Source organism: Ruoffia sp. FAM 20857 (assembly GCF_045528645.1).
In the GTDB taxonomy this organism is placed as follows: Bacteria; Bacillota; Bacilli; order Lactobacillales; family Aerococcaceae; genus Ruoffia; species Ruoffia halotolerans.
This window is the reverse complement of record NZ_JBGQRB010000013.1, coordinates 1-22,117: the sequence shown is the minus strand read 5'-3', so window position 1 is coordinate 22,117 and position 22,117 is coordinate 1. Positions and strand designations below refer to the sequence as shown.

General features: G+C 36.9%; 20 protein-coding genes. 3 read left to right on the top strand and 17 right to left on the bottom strand.

What is annotated here, in order from left to right; all coding sequences use genetic code 11:
• Positions 1-105: 105 nt before the first annotated feature.
• From ACEN4N_RS04525 to purR, 5 genes are all read right to left on the bottom strand, one after another.
• Positions 106-1,245, bottom strand: a complete 1,140-nt coding sequence (locus ACEN4N_RS04525) for a hypothetical protein (RefSeq protein ID WP_407093766.1) — start codon at positions 1,243-1,245, stop codon at positions 106-108.
• A gap of 257 nt (positions 1,246-1,502) precedes the next feature.
• Positions 1,503-2,903 (bottom strand): sugar transferase, encoded by a 1,401-nt coding sequence (locus ACEN4N_RS04520; RefSeq protein WP_407089435.1) that lies wholly within the window; start codon positions 2,901-2,903, stop codon positions 1,503-1,505.
• A 217-nt stretch (positions 2,904-3,120) separates the two neighbouring features.
• Entirely contained in the window at positions 3,121-4,104 is a 984-nt protein-coding gene (locus ACEN4N_RS04515; protein ID WP_407089434.1) for a ribose-phosphate diphosphokinase, read from the bottom strand.
• A gap of 2 nt (positions 4,105-4,106) precedes the next feature.
• On the bottom strand, positions 4,107-5,492 hold the full coding sequence (glmU, locus tag ACEN4N_RS04510; protein ID WP_407089433.1) for a bifunctional UDP-N-acetylglucosamine diphosphorylase/glucosamine-1-phosphate N-acetyltransferase GlmU: 1,386 nt from the start codon (positions 5,490-5,492) through the stop codon (positions 4,107-4,109).
• Between the two features lie 108 nt (positions 5,493-5,600).
• Positions 5,601-6,455: a pur operon repressor gene (purR, locus tag ACEN4N_RS04505; protein WP_407093765.1), complete on the bottom strand. Its 855-nt coding sequence runs from the start codon at positions 6,453-6,455 to the stop codon at positions 5,601-5,603.
• Between the two features lie 192 nt (positions 6,456-6,647).
• On the opposite strand from purR, the gene ACEN4N_RS04500 reads away from it, so the two are divergent.
• Positions 6,648-7,040: a hypothetical protein gene (locus ACEN4N_RS04500; RefSeq protein WP_407089431.1), complete on the top strand. Its 393-nt coding sequence runs from the start codon at positions 6,648-6,650 to the stop codon at positions 7,038-7,040.
• A gap of 216 nt (positions 7,041-7,256) precedes the next feature.
• On the opposite strand, the gene ACEN4N_RS04495 is transcribed toward ACEN4N_RS04500, so the two are convergent.
• The 7 genes from ACEN4N_RS04495 to ACEN4N_RS04465 form a co-directional block, all read right to left on the bottom strand.
• A complete protein-coding gene (locus ACEN4N_RS04495; protein WP_407093764.1) occupies positions 7,257-8,405 on the bottom strand; it encodes a mannitol-1-phosphate 5-dehydrogenase in 1,149 nt (382 codons plus the stop codon).
• Positions 8,405-8,848, bottom strand: coding sequence for a PTS sugar transporter subunit IIA (locus ACEN4N_RS04490; protein ID WP_407089429.1), 444 nt, complete (start codon positions 8,846-8,848; stop codon positions 8,405-8,407). The genes ACEN4N_RS04495 and ACEN4N_RS04490 overlap by 1 nt, the downstream gene beginning before the upstream one ends.
• A gap of 15 nt (positions 8,849-8,863) precedes the next feature.
• On the bottom strand, positions 8,864-10,918 hold the full coding sequence (locus ACEN4N_RS04485; RefSeq protein ID WP_407093763.1) for a BglG family transcription antiterminator: 2,055 nt from the start codon (positions 10,916-10,918) through the stop codon (positions 8,864-8,866).
• A gap of 26 nt (positions 10,919-10,944) precedes the next feature.
• The gene (locus ACEN4N_RS04480; protein WP_407093762.1) at positions 10,945-12,735 is read right to left on the bottom strand and encodes a PTS mannitol transporter subunit IICBA; all 1,791 of its coding nucleotides are present in this window, start codon (positions 12,733-12,735) and stop codon (positions 10,945-10,947) included.
• A 169-nt stretch (positions 12,736-12,904) separates the two neighbouring features.
• Positions 12,905-13,738 (bottom strand): metal ABC transporter permease, encoded by an 834-nt coding sequence (locus ACEN4N_RS04475; RefSeq protein ID WP_407093761.1) that lies wholly within the window; start codon positions 13,736-13,738, stop codon positions 12,905-12,907.
• Positions 13,699-14,391: a metal ABC transporter ATP-binding protein gene (locus ACEN4N_RS04470; protein WP_407093760.1), complete on the bottom strand. Its 693-nt coding sequence runs from the start codon at positions 14,389-14,391 to the stop codon at positions 13,699-13,701. Before ACEN4N_RS04470 ends, ACEN4N_RS04475 begins: the two co-directional genes overlap by 40 nt.
• A gap of 27 nt (positions 14,392-14,418) precedes the next feature.
• A complete protein-coding gene (locus ACEN4N_RS04465) occupies positions 14,419-15,384 on the bottom strand; it encodes a metal ABC transporter solute-binding protein, Zn/Mn family (RefSeq protein WP_407089424.1) in 966 nt (321 codons plus the stop codon).
• Positions 15,385-15,688: 304 nt separating this feature from the next.
• On the opposite strand from ACEN4N_RS04465, the gene ACEN4N_RS04460 reads away from it, so the two are divergent.
• On the top strand, positions 15,689-16,627 hold the full coding sequence (locus tag ACEN4N_RS04460; RefSeq protein ID WP_407089423.1) for an ABC transporter ATP-binding protein: 939 nt from the start codon (positions 15,689-15,691) through the stop codon (positions 16,625-16,627).
• On the top strand, positions 16,611-17,372 hold the full coding sequence (locus ACEN4N_RS04455) for a hypothetical protein (protein ID WP_407089422.1): 762 nt from the start codon (positions 16,611-16,613) through the stop codon (positions 17,370-17,372). The genes ACEN4N_RS04460 and ACEN4N_RS04455 overlap by 17 nt, the downstream gene beginning before the upstream one ends.
• A 20-nt stretch (positions 17,373-17,392) precedes the next feature.
• On the opposite strand, the gene ACEN4N_RS04450 is transcribed toward ACEN4N_RS04455, so the two are convergent.
• The 5 genes from ACEN4N_RS04450 to ACEN4N_RS04430 all read right to left on the bottom strand — a co-directional run bounded on the left by ACEN4N_RS04450 (position 17,393) and on the right by ACEN4N_RS04430 (position 22,104).
• Positions 17,393-17,800: a YbaN family protein gene (locus tag ACEN4N_RS04450; protein ID WP_407089480.1), complete on the bottom strand. Its 408-nt coding sequence runs from the start codon at positions 17,798-17,800 to the stop codon at positions 17,393-17,395.
• 140 nt (positions 17,801-17,940) lie between these two features.
• Complete coding sequence (locus ACEN4N_RS04445; protein ID WP_407093759.1) at positions 17,941-19,143, bottom strand: YcjF family protein; 1,203 nt, start codon at positions 19,141-19,143, stop codon at positions 17,941-17,943.
• A 26-nt stretch (positions 19,144-19,169) separates the two neighbouring features.
• Positions 19,170-19,847, bottom strand: a complete 678-nt coding sequence (locus tag ACEN4N_RS04440; protein WP_138404278.1) for a zinc metallopeptidase — start codon at positions 19,845-19,847, stop codon at positions 19,170-19,172.
• A 208-nt stretch (positions 19,848-20,055) separates the two neighbouring features.
• Positions 20,056-21,336: a uracil-xanthine permease family protein gene (locus ACEN4N_RS04435; RefSeq protein ID WP_138404279.1), complete on the bottom strand. Its 1,281-nt coding sequence runs from the start codon at positions 21,334-21,336 to the stop codon at positions 20,056-20,058.
• A 657-nt stretch (positions 21,337-21,993) separates the two neighbouring features.
• Positions 21,994-22,104 (bottom strand): hypothetical protein, encoded by a 111-nt coding sequence (locus tag ACEN4N_RS04430; RefSeq protein WP_407093776.1) that lies wholly within the window; start codon positions 22,102-22,104, stop codon positions 21,994-21,996.
• Positions 22,105-22,117 lie beyond the last annotated feature (13 nt).

Sequence of the window (22,117 nt, the reverse complement as noted above, 5' to 3'; positions counted from 1 at the left end):
TCCCGTTTCGGGAGGATATTTTTTTTACTTACTTTTACCCTAAAATTCACTGCAACAAAAAAATACCGCAAAGGCGAACCTTTGCGGTATTAAATCAATCATAAATTATTCTGCAGCTTCTGAGCTTTCTTCAGTCGTTTCTTCTTCTGACGATTCTTCAGCAGGCACTTCAGTTGTTTCTTCTGATGTTTCTTCAGCAGGAACTGATTCTTCAGTTGTACTTTCTTCTAATGATTCAGTACCTTCTGTTGCTGACTCTTCAGTTGAGCTAGCTTCATCAAAAGTTGGTGCTCCTTCTGGAACTACGATATCAAAGACTTCACCATGGTTAGCAAAGTTGAATTCCATAGAGAATGCTACATTAAAGTCTTCTGGAATTCCTTCAGTTGTTTCTCCCATATCAGCAGCGATTTCTTCCATGTTTGCTCTATCCAAACTAAAGTCCATTAACATATGAGTTAAGTAGTAAGTTTCTTTAGAGTAACGGAATTCCATCGTATCAACTAATTGGAACATTACACTCTTAGTTGCTTCCATTGAAAGATCCATTTGTTCTTCTAATGTTTGACGATCTTCTTCAGTAAATTCTTGTCCATTTGCTTCTGCTTGTTGAATCGTTTGGTCTATAGTTTCTTGTTTGATTTGTTCCATGTCTACAGCACTTTCAACATCTGCCCAGAATTCATCTGGATTAATATCTTGTTTTAAAGTCATGACGTATTCTGAATCCGTCTCACTTAAATCAAAGTATTTTTGAGTCAATTCAGGGTTACTCATTGTATCTGCTTGTTCTTGTATTTGGGCCATTATACTATCAAATTCGGCAGCAATTTGCTCTTCTTGAGCTGATACATCTTCAACAGTCCAGCTTGAACCATCGAATAAGTAAGCAATACCATCAATTATTGATGCTTGTCCTGCGAAATCCAAAGGCATTGAAGATGGGTTACCTTCTGCATCTGTTGTAACTAACTCACCCGTAACGTCTCCAGCTAATTCAAGTGCAAAAGACTCTTCTACGTTATAACGGAAGTCAAAGTTTAATGCAGCATCGATAAATTGATCGGCAGAAACATTAATTGTTCCGTCACCTTCCATAGATACTACCTCTTGGTTTACCTCATTAAGTTGAGTTAGGACTTCGTCCCAGTTAGTGTCTTGAGCTGAAACAGTGGGTGCTACGACACCGAATGCCATTGTTACAGTTGTCAATAAACTAAAAAATATTTTAATAGATTTTTTCATTTTTTCACTATCCTTTCTTTACAGTTAATTATACTATATTTATCGATAGTAAGCCAAATGATATCCATTCCCAGTAAATAAAAACAAAAAAATCCACTGAGAATTTATCGACAACCTGATCTTTATTTAAACAATTTATTACTACTTTATCTTTAAAATTTCATCTATAATTCTTTATTCCATAGCATTTGCCTAAAGATAAAAACAAGCATGGACTCATTCGAGCACCATACTTGTTCATAAAAGATTCATACTTTTTATTTCACGATAATAATTGTCTTCGCAAAATCTGACCATTCATCTTGTGTTGAAACTTCTTCCTCATCATCAACACCACGCGAACTCACTTTATCAAATAAGATTTTCACCGTTTGGAATAATAGTTTAAAATCAAAAGCTATGGAAAAGTTCTTAATATATAACAGATCAAAGTTCAGTTTGCTATTAAAGTCGGTACTATACTTTCCATAAACTTGCGCATAGCCGGTAATTCCTGCTCTTACGTGATGTCTTAAAGTATAATACGGATTTTGCTCCTTAAACTGTTCAACGAAGAACGGACGCTCCGGACGAGGTCCCACAAGCGACATATCCCCTTTAAGCACATTTAACAATTGCGGTAATTCATCAATTCGTGTACTTCGAATAAATTTACCGACCTTTGTCACACGCGTATCGTTTTTCGCCGCTAAAACAGGTCCTGAATCGGATTCTGCTGTCACTGACATTGAGCGGAATTTTAAGATATTGAAGTGTTTTTCACCTTTAGTAATACGCTCCTGCTTATAGAAAATAGGTCCTGGAGAATCAATCTTAATCGCAATAGCTGTTCCTAACATAATCGGCAAGGTCAAAATAGTTAAAACTAAAGAAACTAAGATATCAATGATACGCTTTAACATATTATCTTCAGATGGAATTTCAAAACTAGAAACTTCAATAATACTTTCATCTTCAAAGTTCATAATATTTGGATTAACCATCATTAAATTCTCAAATTGAGTACTTATAAATAACTTTTTATTCTGGCGCATTAAATATTCATAGATATCTAAACGTTGTTCTTCCGGTATATACCCTGTTAAATAAACAATATCCACATGATTCGCTAATTCCTCAACATGTTTTAAGTAATCTGATAAGACTACATGTGTCACTTTATGACGTTTGTTTTTCATTAATGAAAAGTTCCGAACTGCTTCAAGTGCCCGGTCCGATTCTCCAACAACTAAGATTTTCTTTTGCCCACGTAGTTGCTGGTAAAGTAAGTAAACCAATACATTAAAGATAAATAACACAAAGGTCCCAACAAATAAGTTCACTAGTAACACTGATCTTGGAAATGTTAGCCAGCTTCCCGCAAAAGTCAGAGCCATAATGTAAACATTCAGTACTAACTGACTTAACATCGTAAAGTAAAAAATATCTAACACACTCTTGTTATAGAAAACATAAGTACCAAATAGAAAGTTAATAATAATGTAACCGATAAATATCCATATATAACTATCTTCAAAAGCACTAAAGTTTCTAGCCGGTATATCGCCTAAAAATTTGATGTAAAATGATAAATAAATACACCCAATCGCCACTATTGAGCTTAGTATAACAGCACCAAAACGTAACAAGTTATTCCATTCATAGCGATGCTTATTCACGCAATAACTTCCTTTCTTTCATTATTCTACTATAAAATATTTCTTATATATAATGTTCTTTTTCTACCCTGTCTAATTCTATACAATTTCAATAGGAATATCAAAGAATTATTGCATATATAGCCCAAACTATCAATAGTAAACTGATTAGAATATACATTAAGAATAAAAAAGCACCAACAAGATCCCTCCTGTTGGCACTTTTCAATCATCATATTTAGTCAATTAATTTGAATTGTTCTTCAAATAAAGGACTCACTGAACGGTTTTCGTGGATACGTTTAATCGCTTCTCCCACAAGTTGAGAAACCGTCACTGTTTCAATTTTATCTAAATATTTTTCTTCTGGTAAAGAGATTGAATCTGTAATAATCACTTTTTTGATTGGTGATGCTTCTAAACGACTGATTGCTGGTCCAGATAATACTGGGTGTGTACAACAAACATAAATATCTTTTGCACCCTTTTCCATTAAAGCATCTGCTGCTAATGTAATAGTCCCAGCTGTATCAATCATGTCATCAATGATGACACACGTTTTCCCTTGTACTTCTCCAACGATATTCATGATTTCAGCGACGTTTGCTTTTGGACGACGTTTATCGATAATCGCAATCGGTGATTTTAAGAATTCGGCTAATTTACGGGCACGAGTCACTCCACCGTGGTCAGGTGATACAACAACAACATCATCACCTTCAAGATGGTTATCGATAAAGTAATTTGTTAATAATGGCGCACCTAATAAGTGGTCCATTGGAATATCGAAGAAGCCTTGAATTTGAGCCGCGTGTAAGTCTAGCGTTACTAAACGATCTACCCCAGCTTGAACTAACATATTCGCAACTAACTTCGCTGTAATTGGTTCACGAGGTTGTGCTTTACGATCTTGACGTGCATATCCGTAATAAGGGATAACTACGTTAATTGTTTTAGCACTTGCACGACGCAATGCGTCAATAGCAATTAATAACTCCATTAAGTGGTCATTCACCGGATACGATGTTGATTGTACCAAATAAACATGGTCTCCACGAATACTTTCATCAATATTAACTTTAATCTCACCATCAGCAAACTGAGATATATTAATATCTCCTAATTCTACACCTACTTCATCCGCAATCTTTTCTGCTAACGGGCGGTTAGAACTTAGTGCGAAAATTTTAAGTTTTGAATCAGAATATGGTTTCTCTATCATTATTAATCCTCCAGATTTTGTTTGTCCTTGAAGCGTTTCCAGTATTTGTCTTTGATCTCTTGACGTGACCTAGCAATTGCAAGTGCTTCTTCTGGAACATCACTATTAACCGTAGAACCTGCTGCAACGATTGCTCGGTCTCCTACTGTTACAGGTGCAACAATATTTGAGCCTGAACCGATGAATACGTCATTGCCAATTGTTGAACGGAATTTATTCTTTCCGTCATAATTTACAAATACAGTTCCACAACCTACGTTGACATCTGTACCAATATCCGCGTCCCCGATATAAGTCAAGTGTCCTGCTTTAGAGTTCTTTCCAACAACACTGTTTTTGACTTCTACAAAGTTTCCGATATGTGCCCCTTCTTTTAAGACACTCTTAGCTCTTAAGTGTGCAAATGGTCCCACAGTTACATTTTCTTCGACATTTGCAAATTCTAGCACAGATTGACGAATTTCAACATGGTCAGCAATATTTGATGATATAATTTCTGAATTTGAACCAATCGTTGAATGTGAACCAATCTTTGTATTTCCTTTAAGGGATACGCCAGATTCAATTAATGTATCTTGTCCAATTTCAACATCTGCTTCGATATAAGTTGCTGTTGGGTTAACAAACGTAACACCGTTACGCATATGTTTTTCATTGATGCGTTTAGTCATTAAGCGTGTTGCTTCTGCTAACGCGATACGGTCGTTAACTCCAATAGCTTCATCAAAGTTATCCATCGTAAAGGCTTTAACAGTATCGCCAGCTTCTTTCATAATACTAATCACATCTGGTAAGTAATACTCACCTTGTGCATTTTCGTTGCCGACTTTATCCAAGGCTTCAAATAACGCTTTATTATTAAAGACATATGTCCCCGTATTAATTTCTGTTATGGCTTGCTCTTCTTTGTTTGCATCTTTTTGCTCAACAATTCGTGAAACCTCTTTATCACTTTGTCTAACTACACGACCGTACCCCGCTGGGTCTTCGGCGATTGCCGTTAAGATTGTTCCTTTAGCATTAGATTCTTCATGGAAATCGAACAATTGATTTAATGTTTCTGCTGAAAACAAAGGAGTGTCTCCACATATTACAAGAGTACTTCCTTCTTCATCTTTTAATAGATCTTTAGCTTGTAGTACAGCATGACCTGTTCCTAATTGATCTTCTTGTAATGCAAATTCAGAATGATCAGCTAATACATCTCGCACTGTTTCTGCACCGTGTCCTACAATTGTTACAATTCGCTCAACATTACTTTGTTGAACTGCCCGTAATACATGCTCTACCATTGAGATGCCGTTAATCGTATGTAGCACTTTATATAACTCTGATTTCATACGTGTTCCTTTACCCGCTGCCAGTACAACGGCTAATCGCTTCTCCATATAAACACTCCTTATTTTAAACATTCTACTCTTAATAATTATAGCGATTATAGGCGAAGATATCTACCGTTTAATTTGACAATCCTAAATGAAACGACAAAAAAACGTTTACTCTGTTAATTGATTAAATAAACTTCCTGGTTGAACATCCAGTTCATAACCTCTCTCTTCATCGTTATAAACTAATTGAACACTAATGAGTGAATCGATTGGTAAAGTTAATTGGTTCGTTTCGTGTGAACGATTCTCACCAAGGACACAAACTCCGACCGCCGTCGAATCAAATTCTTCAAGTAGTGAAATCATCCCTTGCGCCGTTCCACCATTACGAAGGAAGTCATCTACGATTAAGACACGTTGATTCTTTTGTAAACTATTTTTTTCTAATTCCATTTTCTTAACTGTTTGGTGTGACCCAGATACATAATTAACAGAGATGGTTGGTCCGATACCATCTGTTGAATCACGTCTCGCGATTACATAAGGAACGTTTAAATAGCGTGCAACAATCGTTGCTAGACCAATTCCTTTTGACTCTACAGTCATGACTACATCAATATCATTATGGATATAATGAGAAGCAATCAATCTGCCTACTTTACTTAACATGTATGAATCTTGCAAAATATCACTCATATGAATGTAATTACCTTGTAAAATTCGCTTTCCATGCGTAAATTTCTCAATTAAAGTATTCAACAACTCTTTCTGTTCTATAAAAGGAACTTTTGGATAGAAGATAATTCCACCCGCTGCACCCGGAAACGTCTTTACTTCTCCGAGTCCATTAATTTCAAAGACTTCTCGAACAAAATCAATATCTTCACTAATTGAAGATTTAGCGGCATTCAAAAACTCAACAAAATAAGACAAGTTAATTAACTGTCCTGGTCTATCTACTAAATAGTGGGAAATATACAACATACGTTGATTGCGTTTTGGTTTATAGTTTTTATCAGTCATAATGAAAGTCACCTCTTAAGCATATATTACCAAAACACAGACAATAAATATATATGCTTTAATTTTGTTCGTGTTTAATTATTTCCTTTGTTCGTGTATTTTTCTTTCTCTTAGGGAGCCAACTTATACTATGTTAAAATATAGTCAATATTAAACTTCACGTGATTAACGTACAAAAGGTAGGTAAAGTAAATGGCAATTAAAATCACTCGCCGAACGGGTTGGTTATTCAATATGGGTGCAAAATTAAACATTAAAATTAATGGAGTTGTCGTTGGCAAATTAGCAGATAATAGCTCAATAAACATTGACATCTCAACGCCAAAAGTCCAGTTACAAGTATCTCAATTCGGGGGTTTACGTAGTAATAAGCTCCCAATCTTAGATGGTGACATTGTCACAATCACTGCCTCATCTTTTAGTTCCTTTAGTTTTCTTGCGATCATCTTGTTAATGTTAATATCTGGCTCACTTTCCGAAACACATTGGACACGGTACTTGGCGACTATTGCACTCTTAGGTTATGGAATTAGTCATTTTATGATTCCTGGCTATCATTATCGGTTAAGTAAACGACACTTGTAAGATTTCTTAACCGATATTTTTTTAGCGAAACTTGAGCCAAATCGCTAATTCATTTGGCCGGAGTTGGCGCTACTCATGACAAACCGTTATCCCATTTGGCCGGAGTTGGCGCTACTCAAGACAAACCGTTATCCCATTTGGCTCAAGTTCACCCATTTACAATAACAGCACAAAAAAGATCACCGGACTGAGTCACGGTGATCTTTTCGTATTTATCTATTTTTCTACATTCGCAACAGCTGCTACAATACGGTTTAATAGAACTTCATCTTCAAGTTCCGTTATTGTACGCGCAACTTGCTCAACTGATTGTTCTTTTAACATCGCTTGTAAATGTTCGCTCTCTTTATCTTCTGGATTATCATAGTGGAAGATCATTCCGACAACTTCCATTAGATTTTGATACTCTAAATCACGTTCTTTAGCTTCGCGAATTGGACGAATAAAGCGTTCATTGGGTCCTAATTTACGAATTGGTGTTCTCGCCACTCGAGTAACATCATCTGATATATATGTATTTTCAAAGCGGTTTACAATTTTATTTGCATAAGCTTCGTGCTCAGTTGCATCAAAATCCCATTTGTTAATTAATAATGCGCCAGTTTCTTTGAGTACATTTTGTAGAAGGTTCAAGATTCGCTCATCACTGATGGCTTCATCAATTGTTTTGTAACCATAGAAAGCTCCAGCATAAGCAACCGTTGCATGTCCTGTATTCACTGAGAATAATTTACGTTCAATAAAAGGCTCTAAATCATCAACATATAACACACCTTCTAGGCGGATATCTTTTGCTTTCGCTTTTGTTGAGTCAATCACCCATTCGCTAAATGGCTCGACCGATACGAATAGTGGATCTTCATGTTGTTGATTCGGCACAATACGATCTACCGCTGCATTCGGGAAGCCAACATATTGTTCCACATAAGATAAGTTATCTTCTGTTAAGAACCCTTCAACTTTCTCACGTAAAAAGTCTGATCCACCAATCATATTCTCACAAGCAATCACATCAATCGCTTCTTTAACATCTGCTTCTTGACGCGCTTGAATTCCTTGAGCGATTAATTCGGCAATGTAAGGGAGAACATTAGGTCCAATGGCCGTTGTCACAATGTTTGCTGATTTGATTGCTTCAACAACCGCTTCAGGTTCTTTCCCATTGTTTAAACCATTAACATTATCGATATGAATTGTTTCGCCATCTTTAGCTGCATAGCCAATGTCATACTCTTTACGTTCTTTTAAGGCATCAATAATCGTCTCGTTAATATCTACGAAATCAATATGGAAACCATTTTTAGATAAAATCTCTCCAATAAATCCGCGTCCGATATTTCCTGCTCCAAAATGTACTGCTTTCATTATTCTACTTCCTCCTCAAACATCGCGATAATCTCTTCAGCTGAATCTGCATTTGCTAAACGCACGACGTTTTCAACATCTGAACAGAAGACAGCAATCTTAGATAATACATCTAAATGCTCATTACCTACTCCTGCAATTCCAAAGATCATCATAGCCATCTTCTCTTCGTCTTCACCTGGGGCAAAGTTCACACCTTGAGGTACTTGAGCAATCGTAATGCTTGTTTCTTTCACAAACTCTTTCCCTTCATCGGTGCCGTGTGGAATGGCCACAAAATTCCCCATGTGAGTAGTGACCACTTTTTCACGGTCTAACATTGAATCAATGTAACTTTCTTCAACCGCTCCATCCTCAACTAGTAAAGTTCCAACCGCTTTAATTGCCTCTTCCTTCGTCGAAAATGTTTGATTTAATAATATGTTTTTTGCTTTTAATTCCATACTTCTCTCTCTCCTTTAGTGTAAATGTTGAACTTCCTTCACAAAAAGTGAACTGATTAACTCGCGTATCTCTTCTAAAGTACCATTTTCATAAATGACTGTATTAATATCACTTTCAATAATTGATGAACTAATTAAACCTAATAATTGTTGTTGATAAACTGTCATCTTTTCAGGAGCAATCATCAATAACATGCGTTTTAACTGAATTTCTTGCCCATCCATCCCAACAAGAGCAAATGATTTGTCTAATTCATAAATACTGAAGTAAGGCTGCTTCACCCAATGATTCGAACTATGGAACAAGGCAACACTTGATTTAGGAATCCCAATCGGTGCTTTTAAGTAACGTTCATTCACTTTACGGCTCACTTTAGCTGCATCTGCAATAATGTCTGAATCCAACTCTTTAATTATTGCCTTTAAGGTTAACTCTACCGTCGCCTCCGCCTCAATTTGGGTTAGATCAAGCTGATCTAAAATGTATTTTGCATCCGCTAAATAATCGTACAATTGATCAAAAGACAAATTTGTATGCTGTGTTATCTGGCTCTTGCTATTATCGTCAACTTGAATGCTTGCATGAATATCTTGACGAATCGCCGCGATTTCTTTATCAGTTAGAAGTGGTGATATGACACGGTAATCCCGGTCCATCCCGGATAAATAAATTGTCGACAAAATCAATTGATACTTAGAAAAATCGACTAATTGGAGTCTTGATAATTGAATCACTGTTACCGAATTAATTTCAGGTAAGTAGCGTTTTAATCTACTTTCTAAAATTTTCCCGGTACCAACCCCACTTGAAGAAACAACAATCGCATTCACTTCGCGTTGAATGCTTGGATGCCTTTCTAAGCTCGTTGCGAAATGTATCACAACATAAGCTTTCTCATCATTCGTCAGTTCATGACCTGTGAAGACTTCTTCCCAAGCCATATCTAATGCCACAGCGAGATTTGGATATTCTTCATTGATTCGCTTCAAGACAGGAGTATCTAATTTGTAATCGAGTAGGACCGGTCGTTTTAAAGTGGCTTGAATATGTGCCACTAAGTCATAAAATAGACTATCATCATATCGGAAATCATTCCCCGTATGTTCAGTCACTAAACGAATTAACTCTTTCACTTGATACGTTAATTGCGAATCAAAGGTTTCAAAAAAGATACTTTGACTGGTCTTATAATTTAAACCTTCAAGCTGTAGAGCAATAAAATGTCGTTCATCCAAATCAATGGCTAGGGCCATTTCTGAGGAAATATAACCAAATATCTCATGCGACAAATAAATAATATCTTGAGAAATCGCTTTGGCTGGAATGGCTTCATTAATTGGATGTCCCGTTTGAATTCGGTCAATCGTCAAAGCTAAGATGATAATCACATGTTGGAGTTGATTGTCAGTTACTTTACTAAATTGTTGGCTCGAATCATGATTAATAGCTTCATTTACAAAGCGCAAAGATTCTGGCGTCAAACAAGACAGAAAGTAATCATTAAACTGATTTTCAGAATCTTCTTTTAAAGTGTTTAAATACTTGAAAAAATCATAATCCTCAACGCTACCATAAATGAGTTGACTCGCAATCTCGCGTCGTTTGCGTTCGCTCGCAATGACCGTGAGCCCTTGAAATTTAACCCGGTCAATATACACACCGAAGCGTTCAAGTTCCTCTTCAACATCATCTAAATCGCTTTGAACCGTACTTGGACTCACACGTAACTCATCTGCTAAAGTTTCCATTGTTAAGCTCTCACTTAGTAAAAGTCTTAATGACAACGCCCGTTGACGTTCTTGAATCGTCATTTCGCTTGGCTGGGCCTCTTCAATCTGTCGTCCTAGTGAATGGATCTTCTCTTCATCGCCTTCTAATTGGTAACCCATGCCTCTTTGATTAATAATAGAAACGTTAGAATGGGCCAAAGTTTCTTCCAGACTCGATAGTTCACGATACACAGTCCGACGGCTTACGTCTAATAGGTCAGTCAATTCTTTTACTTTGACACCACTCGGTGCGTTCAGCAAAATTGACACTATGTGTCTTTCTCGATCTGTTAAGAACATTTTACCCCTCCTAACGTTAGTTGTGTTTATTTAAAATATTCAATTAACTGATTGTAATGACTTTCATTTAATAGTTTATCATAAGTGTCGACCATCACGTTAGCATATTGCTGACGAACTTTTTCGCCCACTTCTGGTGTCGCAATTACTAAGTTTGAACTATCATTGCTTAAGTCATTAATATCTTTTGCTTCAACCGGAACATTGATGCCATTTTTCGTAAATTGATTACGTAATTGTGACGCTGCCATTGTACTTGCCCCAACTTTTCCGTCATAGGCAACAAATACTTGCTTCACTGCACTATAATCAATCGGTCCAACTGAAGTCGCTGCTGTTTCTGGCTCGCTAGCCATAACCGGTTCGCTAGTTGCCACTGGCTCATCTGATTTTTTGTACATATCATTTAAAATCTCATCGTAACGATCGCCATCTAAGAAGTTCTCAACTGATAAGTGAGTCGATGATGGTGATTGTTTGCGCGCACGATTTGTTAATTCTTCTTGAGTAATGACTAAAGTTTTCGAATCATCTTTTAAGTTATTAATCGCTGAATTCGTTACTTTAATATCAATTCCTTGAGATTTCACTTTCTTACGAAGTAATGAAGCTCCCATGGCACTTGAACCCATTCCTGCATCACAAGCGAAGATAATTTGGTCAATCTCTTCAAAGGCAGGTGCAGAATCTGATAATGCTTCTACATCTGTACTTTGACCTTTTGAAGATGCTTTTGCTGCTTGAGTCGCTGCAACTTGCTCTTCAAATGCATCATCGACTCCAGCTTTACGATCGGATTTGATAATCACACCTGCGATTAAGAATGAAACAATCGTTGAAGCTAACACACCTGCATACACTCCTAAGTGACTACCTTGAGCGGTCATCGCAGTTATCGCAACAATTGAACCAGGTGACGCTGCACCTGTAAGACCCGCATCAAATAGAGAGAATACGAATGTTCCTGTCATACCCCCAGCAATTACTGCTAAGAATAATAATGGTTTCATCATAACGTATGGGAAGTAAATCTCGTGAATTCCACCTAAGAAGTGAATAATCGCTGCTCCGGGTGCAGATCCTTTTGCAGACCCTTTACCAAGGAACATGAAAGCTAATAACACCCCTAAACCTGGTCCAGGGTTAGTTTCTAATAGATATAGAATTGATTTTCCTGCTTCAGCTACTTGCTCAGAACCAAGAGGTGTAAAGATACCGTGGTTCAACGCATTATTTAAGAATAAAACTTTCGCTGGTTCGATAAGAATATTTGCTAATGGTAGTAAGCCTGCTTGAACTAAGGCTTCTACCCCAACACCAATCATTGACGTTAAACTAGCAACAACTGGTCCAACAACCACAAAAGCAATTAATGCTAATGCAAATCCAATTAAACCAGATGAGAAGTTATTGACTAACATCTCAAAACCAGATGGAATCTTATCTTGGTATCTCTCATCAAATTTCTTGATTAACCAACCACCTAAAGGTCCCATCACCATTGCACCAATAAACATCGTTACATCTGACCCAACAATCGCACCTACTGTTGCAATCGCACCTACGACCGCTCCGCGATCACCATGTACCATCTTACCTCCAGTGTACCCAATTAAGATTGGAAGTAAGTAACTTAACATTGGCCCAACTATCCCAGCAAAATCTTCATTCGGGAAATATCCATCCGGAATGAATAGGGCTGTTAAAACACCCCACGCAATAAACGCTCCAATATTTGGCATAACCATACTACTTAAGTAACTACCGAGTTTCTGGACTTTTGCTTTCAGCCCTGCATTATTTTTTGTATTATCCACAACGACGCCTCCTTAATTTAATTTGTATTCAATTATTATAATATAGACTTTTTGGTAACGCTTCAATAGCAAGCAACTAGGAACTTTGGCACACTTCTTTGTGACAATGACACACTCTATATAAAATGACACAAAAAAGCCAAACTCTCACGAGTTTGACTTCTTTAGTTTAAGATGGATTATTATGTTTACGTTTGCGTAAAGTCACAAAGTAAGCAGCCAACGATACAATGACAAAAATCACGATAAAGGCTAATGTAATCGACGCTCCTGGCGGTGTATCGTATCCATAACTCGCAAATATACCAGCAAATATCCCAATTAAATTAATGATAATACCTATAACAATTGTCTTCCCAAAGCTATCTGATATTTTAATAGCAGTTGCAGATGGGATAACGACTAATGCTGAAACAAGTAATGCACCAACAATTGGCATCATAATACTAATCGCAACCCCTGTAAATACCGAAAAAATAATTGAAATGAATCGAACTGGCAGTCCACTAGTATAAGCAGTCGCCTCATCATAACTCATCACATATAGTGTTCTTCTAAAGATTAGATAGAAAATAACAATAGTGACTGAGAGTCCAACTAGAATTTTCACTTCACTTGGTGAGATCAATAAGATTGAACCAAATAAGTATTGATCAATTTGGAAATTACCTGAGTTTGAGTTCAAACTTACCAATACTAAGGCTATCGCCATTCCAGCTGACATCATAATTGCAACGGAAATCTCTGAGAAGGTATTGTAAATTGTTCTCAAGTACTCAATGATAATTGATGCACCGACAACAAATAATAAAGTAGAAAGTGTTGGATCTACTTGAAGGAACATCCCTAAGGCTACTCCTGCTAAGGAAATATGTGATAAAGTATCGGCTAATAATGACTGTCTGCGTAAAATTAATAATAAGCCAATAATCGGTGTAATAAAGGAAATCGCAACACCCGCAACTAATGCGCGTTGGATGAAGTCATACTGAAGCAACTCCATGGTGTTCCCCCCTCTCTGACAAGTCGAATCTCACGGTCAAAAAAGCCATCCAGTTCATTATCCGCATGTGTTACCATTAGGATCGCTTTCCCATGAACTTTAGATGTATGACGTAATAATTTATAAAAAGATTTTCTTGAAGCAACATCCATCCCAGTTGTTGGCTCATCGAGTACAAAAAAGTCTGGATCCACCGCAAATGTACGAGCCAAATTAATTCGTTGCTTTTGACCGCCAGATAATTCCCCAACTTTACGACCTCTTAAATGATCCATCCCGACGGATTTCAACGCTCGGTCTACATATTCATAATCTGTGGCATCGAGTTTTTTGAACCAACGTCCTTTAGGGTAACGACCTGATTCAACTAATTTTTGAACGGTACTGGGGAAACCAGCATTGAAGGACGTCACATTTTGTGGGACATATCCTATAGATAACTTCTCTCCAAATTGGTTTAGTTTTGAATAGATGACTCGACCAGTGGCTGGGTTTAACAAACCGAGGATATTTTTAATTAAAGTTGATTTTGCTGCACCATTTTCCCCAGTTAAGATAACAAATTCTCCGGGTTCAATTGTAAAGTTAATACTGTCTAGCACTTTTTCGTCATCATAGTAAAATGATAAGTCATGCACTTCTAATAGAGACATAATGTTACACCTTTCTAGTTGTACGTTTTATTTCGTTAATTGAGCTAAGTTCTCTCTCATTATACTGAAATAATCCTCACCTTGCTCAATTTCTTCTTCTGTAATGAATTCCAATGTTCTTAATGGTCGTAACTCTGCACCGGTTGCTTGGCTCACTGTTTCTGAAATAGTCGTTGATGTCGTCGGGTCAATATAAATAACTTGAACGTTTCTTTCGTTCACTACTTTGGTCATTTCAGCTAACTTTTTAGCACTCGGTTCGGCATTATTTGCTAAGCCACTAATGGCTAATTGTTCTAAATCATAAGCGTGAGCTAAGTATCCGAAAGCCTCATGTTGAACGACAATTGTTCTGTTCTTCAAATCAGCTAAACCAGTTTCAAATGCTTCATTCAATGCTGTTAATTCTTCAGATAGTTTTTCGGCATTCTCAGTATAAGTTGCTTTATTCGCTGGATCGAGTTGAATTAAGGCATTTTTGACATTTTCTGCCTGTTGAGAATAAAAGTTTGGATCTAACCACGTATGTGGATCAAACTCATGCGAGTGACCTTCTTCGTGGTCATGTTCATCGCCGTGATTGTGTTCCTCTTCATGACCTTCCTCATGATCATGTTCCTCTTCTTCATGATTATGATCACCTGATAATAGGTCAATGCCTTCCGTTGATTCAAGCACTTGAGTTGCCGCTTGATCAACAATCCTTAATAAATCACTGACAAAAAACTCCATCTCATCATCTTGATAGATGAATAAATCCGCCTCTTGAACTGCCACAGCATCTTTTGCCGTAGATTCATACGAATGCGCATCTTGTCCACTTTCTAAAAGCATCTCAACATTAATAGCGTCTCCACCTATTCGGCTCGCTAAGTAATACATTGGATAAAATGTAGTCATGACCGTCTTTTTGTCTTGGGCATGAATGTTGGCTCCAGGTATAATTAAAGCGAAAGCAATAACAAATAAAATAAACTTCTTAAATAATTTCATAATGATCAACCTCTCTTAAATGTAATGGTTACTATTTAGGCTTTCACTATACTACTCCCGAAGTTTGCTAAAGTCAAGACCATTAAACATGACAATTTAATCATATGAAAAATGTATAATTCTATGTGTTTCTCTTCGTATTTATTGTTTGACGGTGTTATTATGTATGAAAGGATAAAAAACCGTTTGAATAGTTCACATATTTTTCAATATACAACTAGAGTCCTATGAAAAGCGTACTCAATTCGCGTATATTTAAAGAGAAATGATCGCATAAACCAAATGCGAATGAGAGGATAAGAAAATGAAAAATTCGCTAGTATTAGAAGTAAACAATGTATCTAAACAATACGGTAAACAACAAGCGTTAGAACACTTTAATTTAAATGTGAGCAAAGGTGAAATTGTCGGTGTCGCTGGTCCCAATGGCGCTGGAAAAACAACTTTATTTCGAATTATTACCGGTATGACTCCCGTTTATGATGGGGACTTAAAATTATTTGGTTCCTTAGATGCGGCAGGTTTAAGAGAAAACCGCAAGTATTTAGGTACTATTATAGAAGACCCTGCCTTCTTTCCGGAAATGTCTGCCAAACAAAATCTAGAATTCTATCGGATTCAACGAGGCATTAAAAATAAGAACCGCATCGATGAATTATTAACACTTGTCGGGTTAGCAGATGTTGGAAACAAGAAATTCAAAGGTTTTTCTTTAGGTATGAAGCAACGTTTAGCCATTGCCTTAGCTCTAATTCATGAACCGGAACTGCTTGTATTTGATGAGCCAACAAATGGTCTCGACCCTGCAGGTATTATTCAAGTGAGAAAGTTATTACAAAAATTAGCTAAAGAAACAAACTTAACGATTCTAGTCTCTTCACATATTCTTTCGGAGTTAGAAAACTTGGCGACCCGCTTTGTAATCTTAAACCATGGCAAGAAAATCGATGAGTTCACCAAAGAAGAATTACAACAACGTCTGCAAAGTTACTTTGAGTTTAAAGTAGATGACACTGGCCGAGCTAGCCAACTGCTTGAAACAGAGTTAAATACAACTGAATTTGAAGTGACAGCTGAAGGGATGATCCATGTATTTGACCCAAATATTGAAGCCAGCGACATTGCTGATACCTTTGTAAAGAACAATCTGAAACTTTCTCATTTATCGCGTAACTCCCATAATCTTGAAGAGATGTTTATTAATTTAACTGAGGAGGCGCATTCTAATGATGAGATTATTTAAAGCTGAATTATACCAACTTTCAACCCGCCTTGCACCTAAAATTTGGTTACTTGTTGGTTTATTACTGGGTGCAGCCATTCCGTTAATTTTTTATCTCGGAACTTGGGTAGAAGAAGGCATTCGCCCAATTATTCAAGTCCTTCCGGCAGAGTCTTTAATTTACTTTGCCTTTATCCCATTAATGACAAGTACCGCAATTTTCCTATTAATCGGTCTAGGCAATACGGCTTTTCATGACGAAACGCGAAACCGCACTTTAATTAACACTGTGAGTACAGGGCACTCTCGAATGAAGATTTACTTAACTAAATACTTGAGTAGTCTATTTTTAGCTGTTTGCTTTTTATTTATTACTATCACCGGGTTTGCTATTGCGGGTTCTATGATTTTCAATGGTGGCATTTCGATTTATTATGAGATTTTATTTATGGAGACTGTTTTAAGTTACTTACCAATTTGGTTAATGTACTTGGCACTTTTTCAAATCATATATTTTTTCTCAACGAGTAATGCTTTGATGAATTTAACGATACTAGGTATCGTTGCCTTACCTTTAATCTTACAGCTTTTGGCATTGCGTTTTGATTTTATCGAAATGATTGAACCTTACATCTTCACCCAATTAAGTCCGGATAATCCAATCATGATTCAAGGGATTGATTTCACGCCATGGTTAGCCTTGATTTATTTCGCTATCTTTATGTTTATTGGGATCAGTCTATTCAAACGACGTGAAATAAAATAGAAAACACGATCCACTTCGGATTAATTTCCGGTGTGGCTCGTGTTTTTTTCGTTACACTGATATGATTCTTCTCTATCTGGTACGACTAAGAACAAGACAGACAGAATGCCCAACATTAATAAAGCGAGTATAATTTTTACAAATATAATTGGTGCGAAATAAATTGATACGCCCATTAAAATCACGATATTGACAAGCATTTTGTATTTCTTTTTACGTGGAATAGATTTAGTTTCAACGTAATCTGAAACGTAAAACTGATACATTTTAGTTTGTTGCAACCAGTTTGTAAAGCGTTCGGAGCTTCGTGCAAAAAAGAAACCGGCTAATAATAAAAAGGGAGTCGTCGGCAATACAGGTAAGATAGTCCCAATAAAACCTATCACAAACGTAATAAACCCACAGATGATGTAAATATATTTTTTTATCAATTTATATCCCTCCTTTTTATTATTCAAGATAGTATCACTGTACACTTAATCACAAACTTTTTCAAAGATTCTTTTGAATTTATACAAAAAAAGTGATTGTGTCCAACATATTGGAAACAATCACTTTACTCTAGCGTCTATTGATTTAAAAATGTACTTAACCATTCAGGTAAATATTTTTCTTTAATGTCTTTAGGAAGATTTTCGTAAACAACATCAAGTTGTTCAGATAAATTTTTGTTCATTATTTGTTGAATTTCTTTAATCTTCATATCGCGTCCAATAATTTCAGCGATCGCAATTTGACGAAGTACTTCAATATAACTGAAAGCTAAAGCTACAGTCAACACACTTGCAGTTGTCCCAGAGATCATCCCACCAGCAACTGTCCCGATACCTGGTATGAGTTTAAAAGCTGATGAGACGAGGATTTTACCGAAGTAAGTCGCCCCACCAGTCCCACCAATCCCTGCAATAATTGACACAATTTGTGATTTGTCCAATGACAAACCAAATATAGATGTAATGTGCGCTAACATTGTGATTTGCATCGGCACAAGAAGCGTGGCATCGGAAATCGGAATCGGTGAAAAACCAACTCCAAAAGCTGAAGCTACATACTTATTTGCCCAACGCCTAGCGTGTTCCACTTTAATGTTCAAATCTATTTGTTGGGCGTTGATAAAAGCCTTGTGTACCTCTGTTGGCACCACTTCAAGTGTTGTATCAATTAATTCTTGTAATCCATAGGCAGGAATTCTTTGTTCGCCTCGAATCAAATACGTTTTCGCTAATAGTGGAATAGTTGACTGAACTGGCAAATCGAGTTCGTTTAAATATTTCTCAAAGTCACTATTCTTCTCACCAATTGACTGCGTCATGATTAATAATACAGGCACATGTTCAGCCATCGCTTCAATTAACTCAATTTCAAAAGGTTCAATCCGGGCCATTGTACTGTTAATACAGTAGTAAACTATATCGATGGCCTCATGAGATCCTTTTTCTTTTTGGCTTTTAATTAAATTTGAAAGTGATAGTAACACTTCATGCTGCGCTTCTGGATTAAGCTCTAATCCTTTTGTGTCATACAAAGTCAGTGGGACACCTTCTTTAGTAATTTTCTCAACGTGTTGAGTAATCGGTTGTCCAACACCGGTTTCTGCTAATTTTTCTCGGAAGACAGCATTTATTAAAGTACTTTTACCACTTCCTGTTTTCCCAGCAACTAAAATATTAATGGGTTCAATGCGGTCCACTTCTTGCTGAGTCTTCTCCATTAAATTATTCGCGATATCTCGATTCGCTTTTCTTTGTGTGATTTTATTCCATAAGCTCACAATCTACCATCCCTTTCAATTCATTCTTATCTTCTGCGGTTCGATATTAGAATGAGTCGTATTAACTGGAGCGCCGTACTTAACGTGGCTGCAATATATGTGAAAGCCGCTGCATCTAACACTTTTTTCGCTGCGGGCACTTCTTCCTGCACAAATACTCCTGTATCCCCTAGAATCGCTAGGGCTCTTTTACTTGCATCAAACTCTACGGGTAAAGTGACTAATTGGAAAACGACAACTAAACCAAAAGCAAGAATCCCTATATTAACTAAACCAGTTAATTGAAATAATAAACCAATTAAAATTAAAGGCATCGCGATAGATGACCCAATTTGAACGACCGGTGCAATCGCACTTCTTACTTTTAAGAATGCGTAATCTTTTTGATCTTGAATCGCATGTCCAACCTCATGGGCTGCTACGGCTACTGCAGCTACTGAAGTTTGATCATAAGTTGCTTCTGATAAGCGCAACACTTTATTTCTAGGGTCATAATGATCAGTTAAACGCCCTCTTACTTGTTCCACTTTTACATTAGATATTCCTGCTGTTTGCAAGATATGCTCTGCTGCTTGCTTCCCTGTAATTCTTTTTTCTGTATCTAATTGATCGTATTTATTGAATGTCGATTGCACACGATTTTGTGCAAACATAACAATTCCCATTCCGATAAGGACTAAAATGTAAGTCCAATCCATAAACATATGTATTCCTCCTTAGTTGAAATCACAATAATTATACCATATATACCATTATTCTTTGCATCCGACAACTTGTAGCTATTATACAACATTGACATTAATTTAAGATGAATAAAAAATAGCCGAAACGCTTTGAACGTTTCGGCTTGTAGATTAGCGTATATTTATTATCGCATAATTTGGTGTTTTGGCATCCAACTTAAGGCGGATATTATTTTTCTTCAGCAGGTAAAACTAAGTTTAAGATAATTCCAACAACCGCACTTAAAGCTGTTCCTGAAATAACTAAGGCTGAACCTACTTCAAGAACTGCCCCACCTAAACCAATAACTAACATCGCACTTGCGATAATTAAGTTACGTGATTGGTTGAAGTCTGTTCTATTACTGATTAAAACTTTTAACCCATTACTTGCGATAACCCCGTAAAGTAGGATGGACATTCCACCTAAAACTGATTGAGGAATTGTCGAAATTAGAGCCGTAAATTTACCTAAGAAACTGATGATAATTGCAATAATAGCAGCGTTACGAATGACTGATATACTCGCAACTTTTGTCATACCAATAACTCCAGTATTTTCCCCGTAAGTTGTATTGGCTGGTCCTCCAATAAAGGCTGAGAATAAAGAGGCAATTCCGTCTCCGGCTAAAGTTCTGTCTAAACCAGGTTTTTTAATATAATCATGCCCTGTAATTTCCCCAAGAACCATCACATCTCCCATATGCTCCGCAATTGTTACAAACGCAATTGGAATAATCGCTAATGCTTCAGCACCAAAGTAGAAGTTATATCGATCTGGACTGTTTCCAAAAGGCAGGCGAATATCTGGTAACGCGAACCAACTTGCTTCTTGAACTGGTGTTAAATCTACAATCCCTAGTAAAATCGCCACAATATAACCCACAATAATTGCGATTAAGAATGGAATTACTTTCGCAAAACCTTTTCCTTTAAATGTCACAAATACAGCTACAGCAAATGTCACCACTGCCGTTAGAATTTGACGCCAATCTCCACCTGCAACAAATCCAGCATTTTGAACTGCAGTTGCTGATAAACCTAATCCGATAACAACAATCATTGGTCCAATAACGATTGGTGGAAATAATTTATTAATCCAGCCGCTTCCGATTATATGTATGATAAATGCTACAGCAACATAAACAAGTCCAACTAACATAATTCCAGTTTGAGCGGCATCAATACTTCCGCCCATTTGATCAATCGCAAATGACATCGCTGTAATATAAGCAAATGATGAACCTAAATATACCGGTACTTTAAACTGAGTCACAACCATATAAATCAGCGTCCCAACCCCACTTGCTAAAAGTGCCGTCGACACTGGTAAACCTAATACTAAAGGCACTAAAATTGTCGCACCGAACATCGCAAACACATGTTGGAAACTTAATAATAAACCAGGTATTAAAAATGGCTTCTCATGCACATCCAACAACATTCTTTTTTCTTTTCCTGAATTTTCCATATAAACAGCTCCTTTTTGTTTAGGTTCATTTTGGACAAAATAAAATAGCCCTTTGCAATAACAGGGCTTTAAAGAAGTTCATATGTAAATCGATGGCCTGCTCATCGCAAAACCCTCTATAAAATGAAGTCTTTAGTAACCTCTCTGGATTACTTTAAAAGTCCCTTTAACCTGTCAAAATTTTACCATGTATATGGAATATTGCAATAGGAAATGTAGGATTCATTGAATATAAATTTAGGAAAGGATGTTGATGGGGGTGTTGGGTGTTGACATGGGTTGTTGGATGGTTAATGGGACTGGTCATTTGGTGACAGGGGAAATTGGACGGTTAACAGGACAGGTCAACACATGACATGGGAAATTAAACACCTAACAGGACTCGTCGCCTCTTGACACGGGAAATTAAACACCTAACAGGACTCGTCATCACATGACAGGGGAAATTAAACACCTAACGGGACACGTCATCGCATGACAGGGGAAATTGGACGGCTAACAGGACACGTCACCGCATGACAGGAGAAATTAAACACCTAACAGGACTCGTCGCCTCTTGACACGGGAAATTAAACACCTAACGGGACGGGTCATTGTCAAGTCCATAATCTTGTGTAAAAGTCTCAATGTAGTTATATCATCTGGTCATCATGTACATTACACTTGTAAGAATGTCCGAGCGTTATTTTCCCAATTTTCGTGGAAATCAATTAATATCGAACCGATTAAACGCTCTGCAGAGGCTATGTTTGGATAAATTCCAATCACTCTGTCTCGCCGT